Origin of the sequence: Maribacter confluentis, assembly GCF_030505015.1 — a bacterium.
Taxonomy (GTDB): Bacteria; Bacteroidota; Bacteroidia; order Flavobacteriales; family Flavobacteriaceae; genus Maribacter; species Maribacter sedimenticola.
Genome location: NZ_JAUKUC010000001.1, coordinates 2,122,118 through 2,137,711 on the forward strand (window position 1 = coordinate 2,122,118; position 15,594 = coordinate 2,137,711).

Here is a 15,594-nt window from a genome sequence, read left to right on the forward strand (position 1 = left end):
AAATATCATGAGAATAAATATAAAAAAACATATAAACAAGATTATTGGTCTTTCAATATTGCTGACAAGTAGTATAGGTTGCTCTGATTTTTTAGACGAACAAGACCCGTCGAATTTAGAACCCGACAGTTTTTATACAACGGCAACCCATGCCGAATCTGCAATTGCGGCTGTATATGCAGATGCAAGGTTTGTTGGTGATGGTGCTGGAATTTTCTCTTCTAATTGGCAATTTTTGATGGCTCCTACCGGTACAACGACTACGGAGACTGCACAAAATTCAGATTTAAACAACCTATATGCATTGTCATACGATGCGAATACGTTACATATTAGAAATTGGTATAGAGGCATTTATAAGGTAATTGCCAATGCCAACCTAGTACTGGACAACGTACCCGATATTGAAATGGAAGAAGCTCAGAAAGCCAGAATACTAGGTGAAGCAAAGTTTCTACGTGCTTGGGCTTATTTTTATGCTGTTAGATTGTGGGGTGATATACCTTTAATTACCCTACCTCAGAATGCCAATTCTGAAGATTTTTTCCCAATACGATCGCCACAATCAGAGGTTTATAATTTAATTGTAACTGATTTATCTGAGGCAGAAAATGCAGGATTACCGTGGACAGATGAAACGGGTAGAGTTTCACAAGCTGCCGTTAAGACATTGTTAGCTAAGGTATATTTGACGATGGCAGGGCAACCATTAAACGAAACTGCACGTTACGCAGATGCTGCATCCAAGGCTAAAGAAGTTATAGATAATGCAGGTCCTATACGTCTATTTGATACCTACGGTGAATTACATGATGAAAGTCAAAATAATATGGGAGAACATATTTTTAGCTTACAGTACAATAATTTAGTCGCTGATAATCCAATGGATAACATGTATCCAAATTTTCAACCTGTAACCTACAGAGGCCCTTCTGGAACAGGAAGTACAATTCCACATATTAGTTTTTATAACTCATATGAAGACAGTGATTTAAGAAAAATGGATCGTGAGGGTTGGTTCTATACAAGTTATTTTACAAATGGTGATGGTGAATTGTTCGACTTAGGAAAACCATATATATTCAAGTATTTTAATAGAACCGCAGACGGAACACAAGGCGTCCCCGGTACGGCTAAGGATAATTTAAACTTAATGATTTTTAGATATGCCGAGGTTCTATTAATTTATGCTGAAGCAAGCAATGAAGTCAATGGGCCAAGTCAAGAAGCTTGGAATGGATTGAACGATATTCGTTCAAGAGCTCAACTTTCAACCCCTGCACTAGCTACGTATAATAAAGACTCGTTTAGAGATGCAATATTGACGGAGCGTTGGCACGAACTTTCGTTTGAAATGAAAACTTGGTTTGATATGGTGCGATTAAGGAAAGTATATAATGTTATTACTGGTGGTTTCGATAATTTCGTAGGACATGTAAACCTAAATTCAAATCAGACGTTACAGGAAAAACATTTACTGTTCCCTTTACCTGAACAAGAAATGATTAATAACCCAAATTTAACACCTCAAAACCCAGGGTATTAATATTTAGAACATGTCCTATAAATAAAATCCAATATTTGTTTAAAGCGGAGCTATGCTCCGCTTTTTTTATAAAAAGTAAAGAAAACTTTCCTCTATGAGATTTCAGCTGTTATTCGTCGAAATTTATTACAATATCAGAAGAAAATAATTTAATTAGAGTTTGTATGTGTTTATCAAAAATATAATCAGTTCTAAAAAATTGGTTTTATTAGGAAAGCAACTATTAAACTAAGATAAGTTTAATAGTTTTTTATGCCCTATCTAAAACTTGATGTTTTTTTATGACTAAAACAAGCAACTTTAGGATTGTAAATTATTGTTTTCATTATATAATTTGAGAGCGTAAACCACTCTATACAAGGTTTTAACAATTTTTTGATCATTAATCTTTATAAAGGCAATTAGATGTAGGAATCTTGTATTGTTGTTTTTTAAAAATCAGGTATGAACAAATGGTCTTAAAACAAATACCTATTATTATATTTTCATTTATTCAGGTGTCTTTGTATGCTCAAAATATAGAAAACATTAATCAATATCTACATAAAATTGAAGAACTTATTGATTTACAAAATTCAAAGGGTCAAGAAAAACTTAGTATTCAAACTTTAATTAATAATAGATTAACGTCATCTGGAGAAAAAAGAATCACAGCTTGCTTCAAATTATATACCTATTACATTTATAAGTCAACAGAAAAAGCAAAACAATTCAATGATGAAGCTTATGAACTTTCTAAAAATATCAATTTTGAAAGCGGTATTTTAAAAGCAACTTCTAACCAAGCATATATCAATTTTATTCAAGGAGAGTTTGATACCACAGAAAAGTTAATATCTAAAATAGAATCGCAGAATCAATTAAAAAATTTTATAGAAATTCTAGCAGATTATGAATCATTAAAATCATATGTTTTTACAGAACGAGGTAATTATGATATGGCGTTAGAAAATGCCCTTAAACTATTAGAGATTGGAGAAAATTCTAATAATGCATATGTTTTAATGAAGGCCTATTCCGCCATTTCACATGTATATCTTAGGTTGGGCAATTACGAAAAGTCACTTAAGAATTGCTTACTGAGTCTTGATTATGTTCTAGAACTCGAAAAAATACAGTATCTATTTCCAAAAATTGATGAAATTGCTAGAATGACCCATAAAATAAACGGCAGTTTAAAGGCCTCAGAAATTTATGATTTCTATTTGCGAATGGAAAAAAAAACACCAGGGCCAGGAGGTTATATTCAAAGCGTAGTTTATATGAATATTGCTGATATTTTAATGGAAGAAAATAAATTTTCAAAAGCGGAGCTTTTTCTAAATAAAGCTCTGGAATTAATTTCTTTTAATAATTACAGATTTAGAAAACCTAGAGTGTTCGTACTAAAAGCCGAACTTGACATGAAAATGCAAGACACAATTACTGCAATTTCAAATTTCAGAAAAGGGTTCCGTGCAGCAAAGGAAATTGACGCATATGATGTCATTAAAAGTGCTAGCAAATCTCTTTCATCTCTTTTAAAAGCTACTGAAGACACTATTCAAGCATCCTATTTCTCAAATATTTACACAACTGTTAGCGATTCTTTATTTTCAATTGAATTAGAACAGCGAATTAAAATATTAGAGGCAACAAGAAAAATCAATGAAATCTCAAAACAAAAAGAATTATTAGTACTCCGCTCTGAGTCTCAGGAAGAACGTTACAAATATACTATTCTAATATTAGCCTTAACTTTTATATCTGGTCTCATTGCTACATTCTCTTATTACAAAATTAAAAAGAAAAATAAATTTTTATTTGACCGCACAAAAGAGCTTGCAGTTGAAAAACTCAATCAAAAGAAATTTGTAATACAACAAAATAATAGCAACCCCAAAATTTTAAAGAATAATAGCAAGGCAAAAGAATGTTACTTAGATGAAGATGTTAAAGATATTATTTTAACAAAGCTAAAAAGGCTTGAAGACGAACTGTTTTTTCTTGATCCAAAATGCCGCTTACATGATTTAGCAGAAGACTTACAGACAAACCAAAAATATTTATCTCAAGTCATAAATCATGAAAAAGAAACCAACTTTAACAACTATATAAACGGGCTCAGAATAACATATTTACTAAATAGGTTCTTAGAAGACGAAGACTTTCGCAATAGTAAACTCAGCTATATTGCTGTAAGTAGTGGATTTAATAATTTAAACACCTTTCATACTGCTTTTAAAAAGCATTTAGGAATTTTACCCTCCAGTTTTATAAAGCAGTTAAACGCAGAAGAAAAATATAATGATAAAGTAACTATCCAGTCAAAATATTCATAATCAATAAAATTAAAACCATGAAAAATTTAGCCTTTGCCATTTTTGCCATTTTATTCGCTTTTCCCCTATTTTCCAACACATCTTGTGAATCATCTACCGAAATAGAAAACAGTTTTATAGGTACATGGGGCTTTGATATTGTAGGTGGTGGCGTTGGCTGGCTTAAAGTGCATGAGCAACAAGGCATTTTAGACGGAGAATTATTATGGATCGGGGGAAGTATACTCCCTGTTGCCGATATCTATTTGGTAGATGAAAATACCTTGATCGTGACCCGTACTTCTGAGCAAAAGCTTAAGGGAACAGATCGTAAGCATATTAAAACTTGGACCCTACGCATTACCAAAATGAACGATACTATTGCAGGTACCATGACGGGTCCAACTTGGGGAGAATCTGGAGAACAAGTCAATTATTTCACAGGAAAACGGATGCCTGCACCAGGTGCTGCCCCCGATTTAAGTTCCGTAAAATACGGTAAACCCATAAAGTTGTTTAATGGAAAGAATATGGCCGGTTGGAAACCTATTGACCCAAAAAGACCTAATGGCTTTAAGGTAGTAAACGGTACCATGCAGAATGTTCCCATACAACCTGAAAATGGCGAGCATATATATTATGGTAACCTACGCACCGAACAAGAATTCGGTGATTTTAACCTAAAGCTCGAGGTAAATGTACCTAAGGGAAATAACAGCGGCGTATACCTAAGGGGGTTATATGAAATACAAGTGGTAGACTCTTATGGTTTGGAGCTTGATAGCCACAATATGGGTGCCGTCTATAGCCGCGTTACCCCAAGTGAAAATGCAGAAAAGCCCGGAGGTGAATGGCAAACGTTGGATATCACCTTGGTAAACCGCCATATCACAGTTATTTTAAACGGGAAAAAAATTGTTGATAATGCCCCTGCGGAAGGTCCAACCGGTGGTGCGATCAGTTCTGATGTTTTTTCGCCAGGCCCAATTTATTTACAGGGCGACCATGGCAATGTTACTTATAGAAATATTGTGTTGACTCCCGTACTATAATCCCAATTTCAGTATACTTTTAGTCGTTCAAAAAACTAACATCGTATACCTGTTATGAGCATTTAACAGATAAGTGCCTTTCAATCAGTAATTTTAATACAACCGAATTTTCTAAAACCAACCAATGAAACTAATACGCGTACACAGGAACCAGTTTTTATTTGGAACCACCTTAGCCCTCACATTACTTTTTCTAGCATGTAAAAGTGAAACAAAACCATCTGTAAAAACCGTTAGCAACGAAACCAACTTAAAAGCCCCTGACGGATTTTCAGTGCATGAAATTGGAAAAGATTTAGGTGCTGTACGGCATTTAACTGTTTCTAAAAACGGAGACATCTATGCCAATAGGTCCGTTTTAAAAGATGATAAAGCAATTGTTTTATTGAAGGATACGGATAAAGACGGTACCATAGATGAACAACAGTACTTTGCAGATGTGCCTGGCACCGGTATTCTTGTAAAAGATAATTACCTCTATGCTTCTTCAAATTCTGCGGTATTTCGCTATCGATTAAACGATAATCAAGAAGTTACTGATCCAGAAAACCCTGAGAAAATAGTAGACGGATTAATAGATATGGGTGCAGACAATGCCAAGCCCTTTGCTATTGACAATAATGACAACCTATACGTAACTATTGGCTCTTGGAACGATGCCTGTAGAGATAACGATGCGAGTGGAGGAATGATGCCGTGTGCCATTTTAGATTCTGCTGGCGGAATCTGGAAGTTTAAGGCTGATGAACTGAATCAGTCCTTTGCAGATGGATCGCGCTACGTAACTGGAATTAAAAATGCGGTCGGTATAACATGGAATTTTAAAACAAACTCATTATTTGCAACCGATCATGGGCGAGGCGGATTACATAATTTTTACCCAGAGCTCTATACCCAAAAACAAGATGGGGAACTTCCGGCGGAAACTTTGTACGAAATAAAGGAAGGGGATAATGCCGGATGGCCTTCCACCTACTTTGACCCAATAAAAAACAAACGCGTACTGGCACCGGAATATGGCGGGGACGGTGATAAAGAGGGAGAAATTGACGCAATTGAACCCTTAATGGCCTTTCCAGCTCACCTAGGCCCCAATGATTTGCTGTTCTATACTGGGAATATGTTCCCGGAAAAATACAGAAACGGCGCCTTTATAGCCTTCCACAACCAATCTCCAGAGCTTAAAATTGGTTTTTTGGTGGCTTTTGTGCCTTTTAAAGACGGTAAACCCAGTGGAAAATGGGAAATATTCTTGGATAATTTTGCAGGATATGACCTAAAAAATCCTGAGGGAGGAACCTTGCTACATAGGCCTTGTGGACTGGCTCAAGGACCAGATGGCGCCCTTTATGTCTGTGACGATTTTGGCGGTAGCATATTTAAAATCACTTATTAAGTATCAACTAAAAAACGAAATCATGAATCAATTTATGAACAAAACGCTAGTATGGATCGTATTGGCAATGGTCCCCAGTTTGGTGGTTGGCCAAGATGCATCCATCGCCAGTACGTTTATATCCACCTTGACCCATTCTCAAAAAGAACAAACCGTATATCATTTCAAGGCCGAAGATCGGGATGATTGGCATTTTTTACCGTGGAGTTCCTATAAACGCCAGGGCATCCCCCTAAAGGAACTGAATAAGGCACAGAAGGATTTGGTGCATCAGCTTTTACAATCTTCGCTTAGCGATACCGGCTATCAACAGACAACGGAAATTATTGCGTTGGAGCATGTATTGGCCGCAAGTTCCGGTGACCCTGTTTATAGGGACCCCGAGCAGTACTATATTGCCATTTATGGAGATCCGGCCCAAGAAGATGTTTGGATGTGGAGTTTTGAAGGCCACCATGTAGCGCTACAATTCACTACCGTTGGTGATACCGTTTCCTATACCCCAAGGTTTTTTGGTTCAAACCCTGGTAGGATTATGGAAGGTGATCGCAAAGGTTTTAGTCCATTGATCAATGAAGAGGATATGGGCCTGCAACTGATACATATGCTTACCGATGAACAACAAAAGGTAGCTATTGTCAGCGACAGGACCTATAATGATATTATTAGCTTTAACGCCCCTGTGGCCAAAAAACCGGATTTAGAAGGTATGTTGGTCCAAGACATGACAGAGAAACAGAAAAAATTATTGATGGATATTATTTACGAATATGCCTCTACCATACCTGCAGATCAGGCCATGCAACGTATGGGCAGTATCCGCAAAGAGGAGCTTGAAAGCCTACGGTTTGCATGGGCCGGTGGCACCGAACTTGGTAAGGCCCATTATTACCGTATTCAGGGAAATACCTTTATGATCGAGTTTGATAATAGTCAAAACAATGCCAACCACATACATACCGTGTGGCGCGATTTTGATGGTGATTTTGGTAGGGATATCCTAAAGGAACATTATAAGAGCCATACGCATTAAACCTCTACTACATTTTAAAAACCCCTTAAATTTATAGGGTTGATGGTATATAAAAGCCTGGATGTAAAACAAAAAAACCCTTCAATTGCTTGAAGGGCTGTCCTCGAAGGAAGTGGTCCCACCTGGGCTCGAACCAGGGACCCCCTGATTATGAGTCAGGTGCTCTAACCAGCTGAGCTATAGGACCCGCGAAATGCGGATGCAATATTACTACTTATTTTTAACTGTCACAAACAAAATAAGCGTTACTCTTTAATTTCTTGGCACAACTCTACCAGCACCCCATTGGCACTCTTGGGATGAACAAAGGCTACCCATTTATTATCCGCACCTTTTTTGGGCTTCTCGTTCAACAATGTAAATCCTTCGTACTTTAATCGTTCCATCTCCGCTTTAATATCATCTACCTCAAAAGCAACATGATGTATACCCTCGCCCTTCTTTTCCAAAAATTTGGCAATTGGTCCGGTAGGATCCGTTGCTGCCAAAAGCTCGATCTTATTAGGTCCGTTTTGAAAGAAAGAGGTCATTACCCCTTCACTGGCAACTTCTTCCTGTTTATAGGGTCCAACGCCCAATAATTTCTCAAAAAGTGCATTGGAATCCTGCAAGTTGTGCACTGCAATTCCCAAATGTTCTATCTTTTTCATGTCTAAATTGCTTCAGAGTGCATTCTATAGGGCTTAAGATACATTTTTCTATGTACTTTTGCAGTATGGAGACGCAAAGACAACGTAAAATAGCTGGGGTCATTCAAAAGGATATTGTCGATATTCTACAGAAGGCCGCCATAGATGGGGGACTACGAAATACGCTTATTTCGGTTTCCAAGGTTTCCGTTACGACAGATTTGTCCATCGCAAAAATTTACCTGAGCATTTTTCCCAATGATAAGGCCGGTGAACTTATGGAAGGCATAAAATCTAACCAGCCTTTAATTAAGCACGAACTATCACAGCGTACCCGAAATCAATTACGCAGGGTTCCAGAACTATTGTTCTACCTTGATGATTCTTTGGACTATATAGAAAATATTGAAAAATCGTTGAAACGCGAGGAAAACCCTATTGAAAACAGGGATTTATTGCCCAAGCGAAAAAAGTCCTGATCGTTTGAATTTTCCCTTATATATCGCCAAACGATATGTGCGTTCCAAAAGTTCACAGAACGCGGTCAACATTATTAATTTTATTACTTTTTTGGTAATCGTTATCGGTTCTGCCGCACTGTTCATTGTACTGTCCGCATTTGCCGGATTAAAAACTTTTAGCCTTTCGTTTACCGAATCCTTTGATCCACAACTAAAAGCCTTACCAATAACGGGAAAGACATTTTCATTGACCCCGGAACAGGAACAAAAATTGCTGGCAATAGATGGCCTGGCACACTATTCCAAAGAACTGGAGGAAAAAGTTTCCTTGGAACATAAAGGGAAGAACCATATTGCGTACATAAAAGGAATAGACAGTAATTATACCAAAGTAACGGGCGTAGATAGTACCTTGTACATTGGTGACTGGACAATTAACGACACCCAAGTGGTATCTGGGTTGGGTATCGCCAATATCCTGGGGGTAACCATAAACCAGTTTAGAAGCCCATTACAGGTTTATGCCTTTAAACCGGGTAAGGGCTCTATTTCTCAACAACGCATTTCATCGCTCTATAACCAACTGCCAATGGTAATTGGTGGGATATATGCGGTGGAGGCAGATCTGGACAATAAATATGTTTTTGCCGATTTACGCCTTACACAGGCCTTATTGGAGAAAGATTCGCTACAGGTATCTGGGGTAAATTTTAAAATGGACGAGGGTATTGACCCCAATACCGTGCGCCCTGCGTTACGTGCCGTTTTAGGCCCTAATGTGGTGTTGAAGGATAGGCAGGAACTTAATAGTACGCTGTATAAAATGCTGAATACCGAAAATGTTGCCACCTACCTTATTTTCACCCTTGTACTGATCATTGCCCTGTTCAATGTAGTGGGTGCCATTATCATGATGATCTTGGACAAACAACAGAATTCTAAAACATTATACAGTCTAGGAACAACGATAAAGGAATTGCGACACATTTATTTTGTCCAGGGAATATTGGTAACCGGTTTTGGAGGTTTGATCGGAGTTTTAATCGGAGTGCTCCTAATATGGTCCCAACTAACCTTTAGCTGGCTTATGATTACACCTTCTCTTGCCTACCCGGTTAAATTTGAGTTTATCAATATCGTCATTGTACTGACTACAATAGTGGTATTGGGCATCATTGCATCCAAGGTGGCGAGTAGTCGCATCAACAAAAAACTAATTGAAAGCTAGGAAAGGGTAAATTCGTGGTCTCCAAATTTTTCCAATACCTCATCAAAGGCCTCAAATACCGAAGCAGAATCGTCACTAGTGACCATTTTCATACGATACTCCTTAAAATTGGGAATTCCTTTGAAATAATTGGTATAATGCCTTCTGGTCTCGAACACACCCAATGTCTCTCCTTTCCAATCAATGGACATCTGTAAATGACGGCGCGCGGCATCTACACGTTCTTCCATGGTTGGCGGGGCCAAATGTGTGCCCGTTTCAAAAAAGTGCTTAATTTCCCTAAATATCCAAGGATATCCAATACTAGCGCGACCGATCATAGCGCCGTCCAGACCAAATTCATCACGCATTTTCATTGCCGCTTCCGGAGAATCCACATCACCATTGCCAAAAACGGGAATATGCATTCTTGGGTTGTTCTTCACCTCTCTAATGGGGTTCCAATCCGCATTGCCCTTATACATCTGCGCACGGGTTCTACCATGTATTGAAATTGCCGCACAACCTACATCTTGTAATCGTTCTGCAACCTCAACGATTTTTATAGAATCATCGTCCCAGCCCAAACGTGTCTTCACAGTAATGGGTAAATTGCTGTGCTCTACCATGGCCTTGGTCAAGGATACCATTAAATCAATATCCTTTAGAATACCTGCACCTGCGCCCCTACTTACTACTTTTTTTACAGGACAACCAAAATTAATGTCTATAATGTCCGGGTTGGATTTTTCAACAATTTCTACGGACTGTAGCATACTCTCCAGATTGGCACCAAAAATTTGAATACCTACCGGACGTTCCTTTTCATAAATATCAAGCTTCATAACGCTCTTTGCCGCATCACGTATCAACCCTTCTGACGATATGAACTCCGTATATACGACATCTGCTCCCTGCTCCTTGCAAAGGGCACGAAACGGGGGGTCGCTTACATCTTCCATAGGAGCTAAAAGCAACGGGAACTCTGGTAATTGTATGTCTCCAATCTTTGGCACGGTACCTTATATTTTAAGGATGCAAAGTTATATAAAATTACGAGATGCACCTTAGAAAGGATTTGACCACTACCCTAATTGCCAGAACCCTACTTGAGCAGCATGCACGCTCAATTTAAAAGAAAGCGTGTAAATTAGTACTCCTAATTACTCATAACCGAGCGTACAACTATTAGAATCCATTTTTATTGGACAATACTCCTATGAATAATTCCTTGCTTGTTGTCCCTATCCCTTTTGAGCCTACCGTTTTTGGCGTTACGTTGAACATGCATTTGATTTTGGAATATTTGGCCTTTTTTATCGCCTTTAGGTATTATATCATCTTACGCAAAAAAAAGGGGGATGCCATTTCTTCGGAAAACAGGCTTTCCATAATAATCGGTGCTGTGTTTGGGGCCTTGCTCCTATCAAGACTGGTAGCCTTTTTAGAAAACCCCAACTTACATTTTGAGCAAGGTCTACTTTTTAACCTGAACAACAAAACCATTATGGGCGGCCTTTTTGGTGGATTGTTGGGGGTAGAACTGGCTAAAAAAATAATTGGAGAAGAACGTTCTTCTGGGGACCTTTTTACCTTGCCTATACTTCTTGGAATTATCATAGGTCGGTTAGGATGTTTTCTGGCCGGTGTAAAAGAGTTTACCTATGGTAAAGAAACTTCTTTTTTTATGGGGATGGATTTGGGTGACGGGGTTACAAGGCACCCTATAGCATTGTATGAAATTCTTTTTTTGTCCGTCCTTCTGATAGTCATCAAAAGACTACAAAAAAACAACGCATTACCTACTAACGGCGACTATTTTAAACTATTTATGGTTAGCTATTTTGTATTTCGTTTTGCCGTGGAATTCTTAAAACCCAACCAGTTTTATATCCTTGGCCTAAGCAGCATTCAAATATTATGTTTAATTTGTTTCCTGTACTACCACAAGTTCATTGTTCAAGGAATTGCTTATGCCCGAAAAAAGTTACACGTATTATGATTTTACTATAAGCCTATGCCCAGAATGTCTTAGAAGGGTAGATGCCAAAATCGTTTTTGAAAACGAGAAGGTATATATGCTTAAACACTGCAAAGAACACGGCAGGTCCAAAGTTTTGATTGCTGATGATATTGAATATTATAAGAACATAAGAAACTATAACAAAGCTTCTGAATACCCAAAAACGTTTAATACCCAAACCCACTTTGGTTGTCCGTATGACTGCGGGCTCTGCCCTGACCATGAACAGCATTCGTGCCTAACGGTCGTTGAACTTACAGATCGTTGTAATTTAACCTGCCCTACGTGTTATGCAGGTTCGTCTCCCACCTATGGCCGTCACAGGACCGTAGAGGAGGTAAAACAAATGCTTGACGTTATCGTGAAAAATGAAGGCGAACCGGATGTAGTTCAATTAAGCGGTGGCGAACCTACAATGCACCCCCATTTCTTTGAAATCATGGACTATGCAAAAACATTGCCCATTCGTCATTTAATGTTGAACACCAACGGAATAAAGATTGCCAAGGATTTTGAATTTGCCAAACGGTTGGCAACCTATACCCCTGACTTTGAGATTTACCTTCAGTTCGATTCCTTGAACGATACTATTTTACAAACCTTGAGGGGTGCAGATTTGGCGAATATAAGGTTACAGGCCCTGGAACATTTAAACCGGTTAAACCTTTCCACTACCTTGGTGGTTACCCTGCAGAAAGGCCTTAACGACCATGAAATGGGCAGCACCATAGACTTCGCCTTAAAACAACAATGTGTTCGGGGGGTCACTTTTCAACCCACACAGATTGCAGGTAGGTTAGAAAATTTTGAAGTGGATGAAAATAGGATAACCCTAACCGAGGTTCGAAGAAAAATTTTAGAACAGTCCCCTTTATTTAGTGCAGACGATCTTATTCCGGTACCCTGTAATCCAGATGCCTTGGTCATGGCCTATGCTTTAAAGCTGGGAAATGAGGTTAGTCCGCTAACACGTTATATTAATCCAGATGATTTGTTGAACGAAGGAAAAAACACCATTATATATGAACAGGACGAACAATTGCACGGAAAAATGATCGAACTGTTCAGTACCGGCAATTCCGTAGAAACAGCATCTGAAAACCTGAAAAGCATTATGTGCTGCCTGCCTGAAATCGATGCCCCAGAACTGGGATATGACAACCTGTTCAGAATTATCATCATGCAATTTATAGATGCCCATAACTTTGACGTTAGGGCCATTAAAAAGTCATGCGTGCACATTGTAAACAAAGATTACAAAATCATTCCTTTTGAAACCATGAACCTATTTTACAGGGATGAAAAGGTGGCGCGTTTAAAAGAACTACAAACAGAAGTGTTATGATATTGGATGTTGGTAACCTTGATGGCATCTTTATACTGATCTTCTTGATCATGTTTGGTCCTGCCCTATTATTCATACTCATTGGAAGTATATTATTTGCCAAAAAGAAGAAAAAGGCCGGCAAGGTTTTTATGATCTTAGCAGGGGTCTATCTGTTGATCAGTATTGGATACTGTGGTATATTGATGTCCTCCTAGATCTTTATAATCGTTTTCCCTCATCAGTATTCTTGCGCTTGTAATTATCACGAATCTTGGTATTGCCAAATTTATATCTAAAACCAAATACAAATAGCCTGTTTTCCCACCTGGTACTGATACTGTTTCGTTGGTCAAGATAATTTCTGGTTGAATTATAATTACCGTTGTTAAATATATCCTCCAAAGCCAGAGATAAACTGGCCGCCTTGTTCCATAATGTCTTTCTAAAGGCAAGCCCCAATTTACTAAAGGACTCAAATTTGGCGTTACCACTAATACGAGGCGTAAAATGGGTAAACGTTAAATCTGCATACAATGATTTATCACTCAACAAGGTAAAACTGTTCGTTGCACGGGTATGGGTGGTCCATATATCATTTTCAACGATGAGACCCGTTCCCGGATCTCTAAAACTATCCTTGTCATAGTAATGACTAATGAGGAAGAACAAGTTCCAATAAGAAGTCAGGTTTTTGGAAATACTGGCATCCAGGCCATAATAATAATTGGTTTCCAGATTAATGTATTGGGTACGTAATATATTGGCGGTATTATCCTGAAACACTTGTTGGGATTGCTCATTTGATTTTTTACTGGCAAACAACACTAGCTTATAGGTTTTGTCATACACATAATCTAACTGGAGATAATCACTATATGCTGGTTTAAGTTCTGGGTTGCCCTCTTCAATGGAATTGGCCGAATAATAAAATTGAAAGGGGTTTATATCCCCATATCTTGGTCTGGTAATGCGTCTAAATGATTTTAGGTAAAAGGCATTTTTATCTATTGTGTATGACACGGACAATGAAGGGAAAACGTTAAAGTATGACCTTGTAGTTGTATTGACCCCAGTATTCAACTCACCTTTAGAATCTGTATATTCCCCTCTAAGACCTACGTTCATTTTCCAATTTTCCCAGTTGTTATTTAGGCTTATATAACCGGCATAAATCTGTTCGTCGTAATTGAAAACCCCAAACTCCGTTGGCTGTACACCCTCTACTGCAGTATCAAACCCTATTTGTTCAATACCTGCTTCAGAATTTATGGTAGCCAGCCTTAAACCTGTCTCTAAAGTTGTGTGGTCGTTAAAAGGGTACGTTAGATCTGTCTGCAAACTGTATAGGTTAATGATCTGGTCAGATGACACTTCTAAGGTGTTTTCTGAAGTATAGACTGATGCGCCCTGAACAATGTCATTCGTTATAACCTGCTCCCTTTTATTATCATAGTGCGTAAAGTGTGCATTGGTGGATAGTGTGGCTCCTTTATCGTTTATTTTATGTACCCAATCTATATAATTAGCATTATTGAACATATCATTGTCCAATGTATTCAATCCTTGCAATTGCGCGGTCAACTCCCCATTAAGGTTCTCAATAGCGGTCTGGGAAGAAAAACGCCTTGCCCTATTGGGGGTAAAGCTACCATTTGAAGTAACGCTAAGGGTGTTTTTTTCATCCAGCTGAATATCTAAAAATATATTAAGGTTATGTTTCTTTTCTTTAGTGACCGATTTTTGCTCAGCGGTCCATTGTTCACTTTCCTGCCCATCTTCAAAAAAATTGGTGATATCCGTATATCGAGCCCAATTGCGGTTATGACTAAAACTATAATTCGTAGAAAAATCTATTTTTCTGCCCTTAAAGAAATGGTCCATACCTATTGTATGTTTTGGCAGGACTCCTTGGGTGTACCTATTAAAAACGGCACCGTTATATCCTGAGACCAAATTCTTTTTCATTTTAATATCAAGCACCAATCCGCCTTCTGCACTGTACTTGGCGGGTGGACTCGTAATTACCTCTATGGATTCTACGTTACTTGCAGAATTGCCCGTCAGTAGATTAATAATATCCTCTTCCGGCAAATTGATCCTTTTGCCATTGATCATGATGTTTACTTTGGAACTACCGTTAATATACAGTTTGTTGTTCATGACCATTACACCGGGAGTACGTTTTAAAACGTCCCAAATATCTCCCTCTGCCAAAGCGGTGTTTTCAATATTAAAAATATGCCGGTCGGCCAAATGTTCAATCTTAGGTTTTTGATGGGTTACCACTACCTCATCCAACAATTGGGCATTGTTCAACCTCAGCGTAAGCATTTTCATGTCTTTGGTCAATTTAAACACAGGGCTTTCAACCGTATTTTCTATGTAACTGGCCGCTATGCTATACTCGCCTTCGGTTACAGATTTAAACATGTAAAACCCCTTATCATCGGTTACGGTACCCTTAATGAAATCACCAGTATTGGTCAATAGAATAATATTGGCCAAGACAACCGGTTGCTCCTCGGAATCCATGACCAAACCGGTAATCGTAAAATCTTGCGAAAAGGCTAGGGATGTTGTAAAAAGTAGTAATAGTGTGGTAATTAAATCCCTCCTCATT

Annotated in this window: 13 protein-coding genes and 1 tRNA gene; 10 read left to right on the plus strand and 4 right to left on the minus strand. The window is 38.3% G+C overall.

Translation table 11 applies throughout. From position 1 onward, the window contains the following. The first annotated feature begins 7 nt into the window (after positions 1-7). The 5 genes from Q2T41_RS09390 to Q2T41_RS09410 all read left to right on the plus strand — a co-directional run bounded on the left by Q2T41_RS09390 (position 8) and on the right by Q2T41_RS09410 (position 7,327). Entirely contained in the window at positions 8-1,546 is a 1,539-nt protein-coding gene (locus Q2T41_RS09390; RefSeq protein WP_304435865.1) for a RagB/SusD family nutrient uptake outer membrane protein, read from the plus strand. A 452-nt stretch (positions 1,547-1,998) separates the two neighbouring features. Then, positions 1,999-3,867 (plus strand): helix-turn-helix domain-containing protein, encoded by a 1,869-nt coding sequence (locus Q2T41_RS09395; RefSeq protein WP_304435866.1) that lies wholly within the window; start codon positions 1,999-2,001, stop codon positions 3,865-3,867. A 17-nt stretch (positions 3,868-3,884) separates the two neighbouring features. Continuing rightward, entirely contained in the window at positions 3,885-4,898 is a 1,014-nt protein-coding gene (locus Q2T41_RS09400) for a 3-keto-disaccharide hydrolase (protein ID WP_304435867.1), read from the plus strand. Positions 4,899-5,022: 124 nt separating this feature from the next. After that, the gene (locus tag Q2T41_RS09405) at positions 5,023-6,294 is read left to right on the plus strand and encodes a PQQ-dependent sugar dehydrogenase (RefSeq protein WP_304435868.1); all 1,272 of its coding nucleotides are present in this window, start codon (positions 5,023-5,025) and stop codon (positions 6,292-6,294) included. Positions 6,295-6,316: 22 nt separating this feature from the next. Further along, entirely contained in the window at positions 6,317-7,327 is a 1,011-nt protein-coding gene (locus Q2T41_RS09410; RefSeq protein ID WP_304435869.1) for a DUF3500 domain-containing protein, read from the plus strand. A 113-nt stretch (positions 7,328-7,440) separates the two neighbouring features. On the opposite strand, the gene Q2T41_RS09415 is transcribed toward Q2T41_RS09410, so the two are convergent. Next, positions 7,441-7,514 (minus strand) — tRNA-Ile (locus Q2T41_RS09415). 58 nt (positions 7,515-7,572) lie between these two features. Beyond that, positions 7,573-7,977 carry a methylmalonyl-CoA epimerase gene (gene mce / locus Q2T41_RS09420; protein ID WP_304435870.1) on the minus strand — a complete coding sequence of 135 codons (405 nt, stop codon included), beginning with the start codon at positions 7,975-7,977 and terminating at the stop codon, positions 7,573-7,575. Positions 7,978-8,042: 65 nt separating this feature from the next. Between mce and rbfA the strand changes: the two genes are divergently transcribed. After that, positions 8,043-8,435, plus strand: a complete 393-nt coding sequence (gene rbfA / locus Q2T41_RS09425; protein WP_089261193.1) for a 30S ribosome-binding factor RbfA — start codon at positions 8,043-8,045, stop codon at positions 8,433-8,435. Positions 8,436-8,439: 4 nt separating this feature from the next. Then, positions 8,440-9,645, plus strand: a complete 1,206-nt coding sequence (locus Q2T41_RS09430; protein WP_304435871.1) for an ABC transporter permease — start codon at positions 8,440-8,442, stop codon at positions 9,643-9,645. Here the strand turns inward: Q2T41_RS09430 and dusB are convergent. After that, the gene (gene dusB / locus Q2T41_RS09435; protein WP_089261195.1) at positions 9,642-10,640 is read right to left on the minus strand and encodes a tRNA dihydrouridine synthase DusB; all 999 of its coding nucleotides are present in this window, start codon (positions 10,638-10,640) and stop codon (positions 9,642-9,644) included. The two genes, Q2T41_RS09430 and dusB, sit on opposite strands and share 4 nt — an antisense overlap. Positions 10,641-10,843: 203 nt before the next feature. On the opposite strand from dusB, the gene Q2T41_RS09440 reads away from it, so the two are divergent. The 3 genes from Q2T41_RS09440 to Q2T41_RS09450 are packed head-to-tail and all read left to right on the plus strand — an operon-like array spanning position 10,844 to position 13,189. Continuing rightward, positions 10,844-11,626 (plus strand): prolipoprotein diacylglyceryl transferase, encoded by a 783-nt coding sequence (locus Q2T41_RS09440; RefSeq protein WP_304435872.1) that lies wholly within the window; start codon positions 10,844-10,846, stop codon positions 11,624-11,626. After that, on the plus strand, positions 11,598-12,992 hold the full coding sequence (locus tag Q2T41_RS09445; protein WP_304437427.1) for a radical SAM protein: 1,395 nt from the start codon (positions 11,598-11,600) through the stop codon (positions 12,990-12,992). Before Q2T41_RS09440 ends, Q2T41_RS09445 begins: the two co-directional genes overlap by 29 nt. Next, positions 12,989-13,189, plus strand: coding sequence for a hypothetical protein (locus Q2T41_RS09450; protein WP_304435873.1), 201 nt, complete (start codon positions 12,989-12,991; stop codon positions 13,187-13,189). Before Q2T41_RS09445 ends, Q2T41_RS09450 begins: the two co-directional genes overlap by 4 nt. 4 nt (positions 13,190-13,193) lie before the next feature. Here the strand turns inward: Q2T41_RS09450 and Q2T41_RS09455 are convergent, their stop codons facing one another. Further along, complete coding sequence (locus Q2T41_RS09455) at positions 13,194-15,593, minus strand: TonB-dependent receptor domain-containing protein (protein WP_304435874.1); 2,400 nt, start codon at positions 15,591-15,593, stop codon at positions 13,194-13,196. Between the last annotated feature and the right edge of the window lies 1 nt (position 15,594).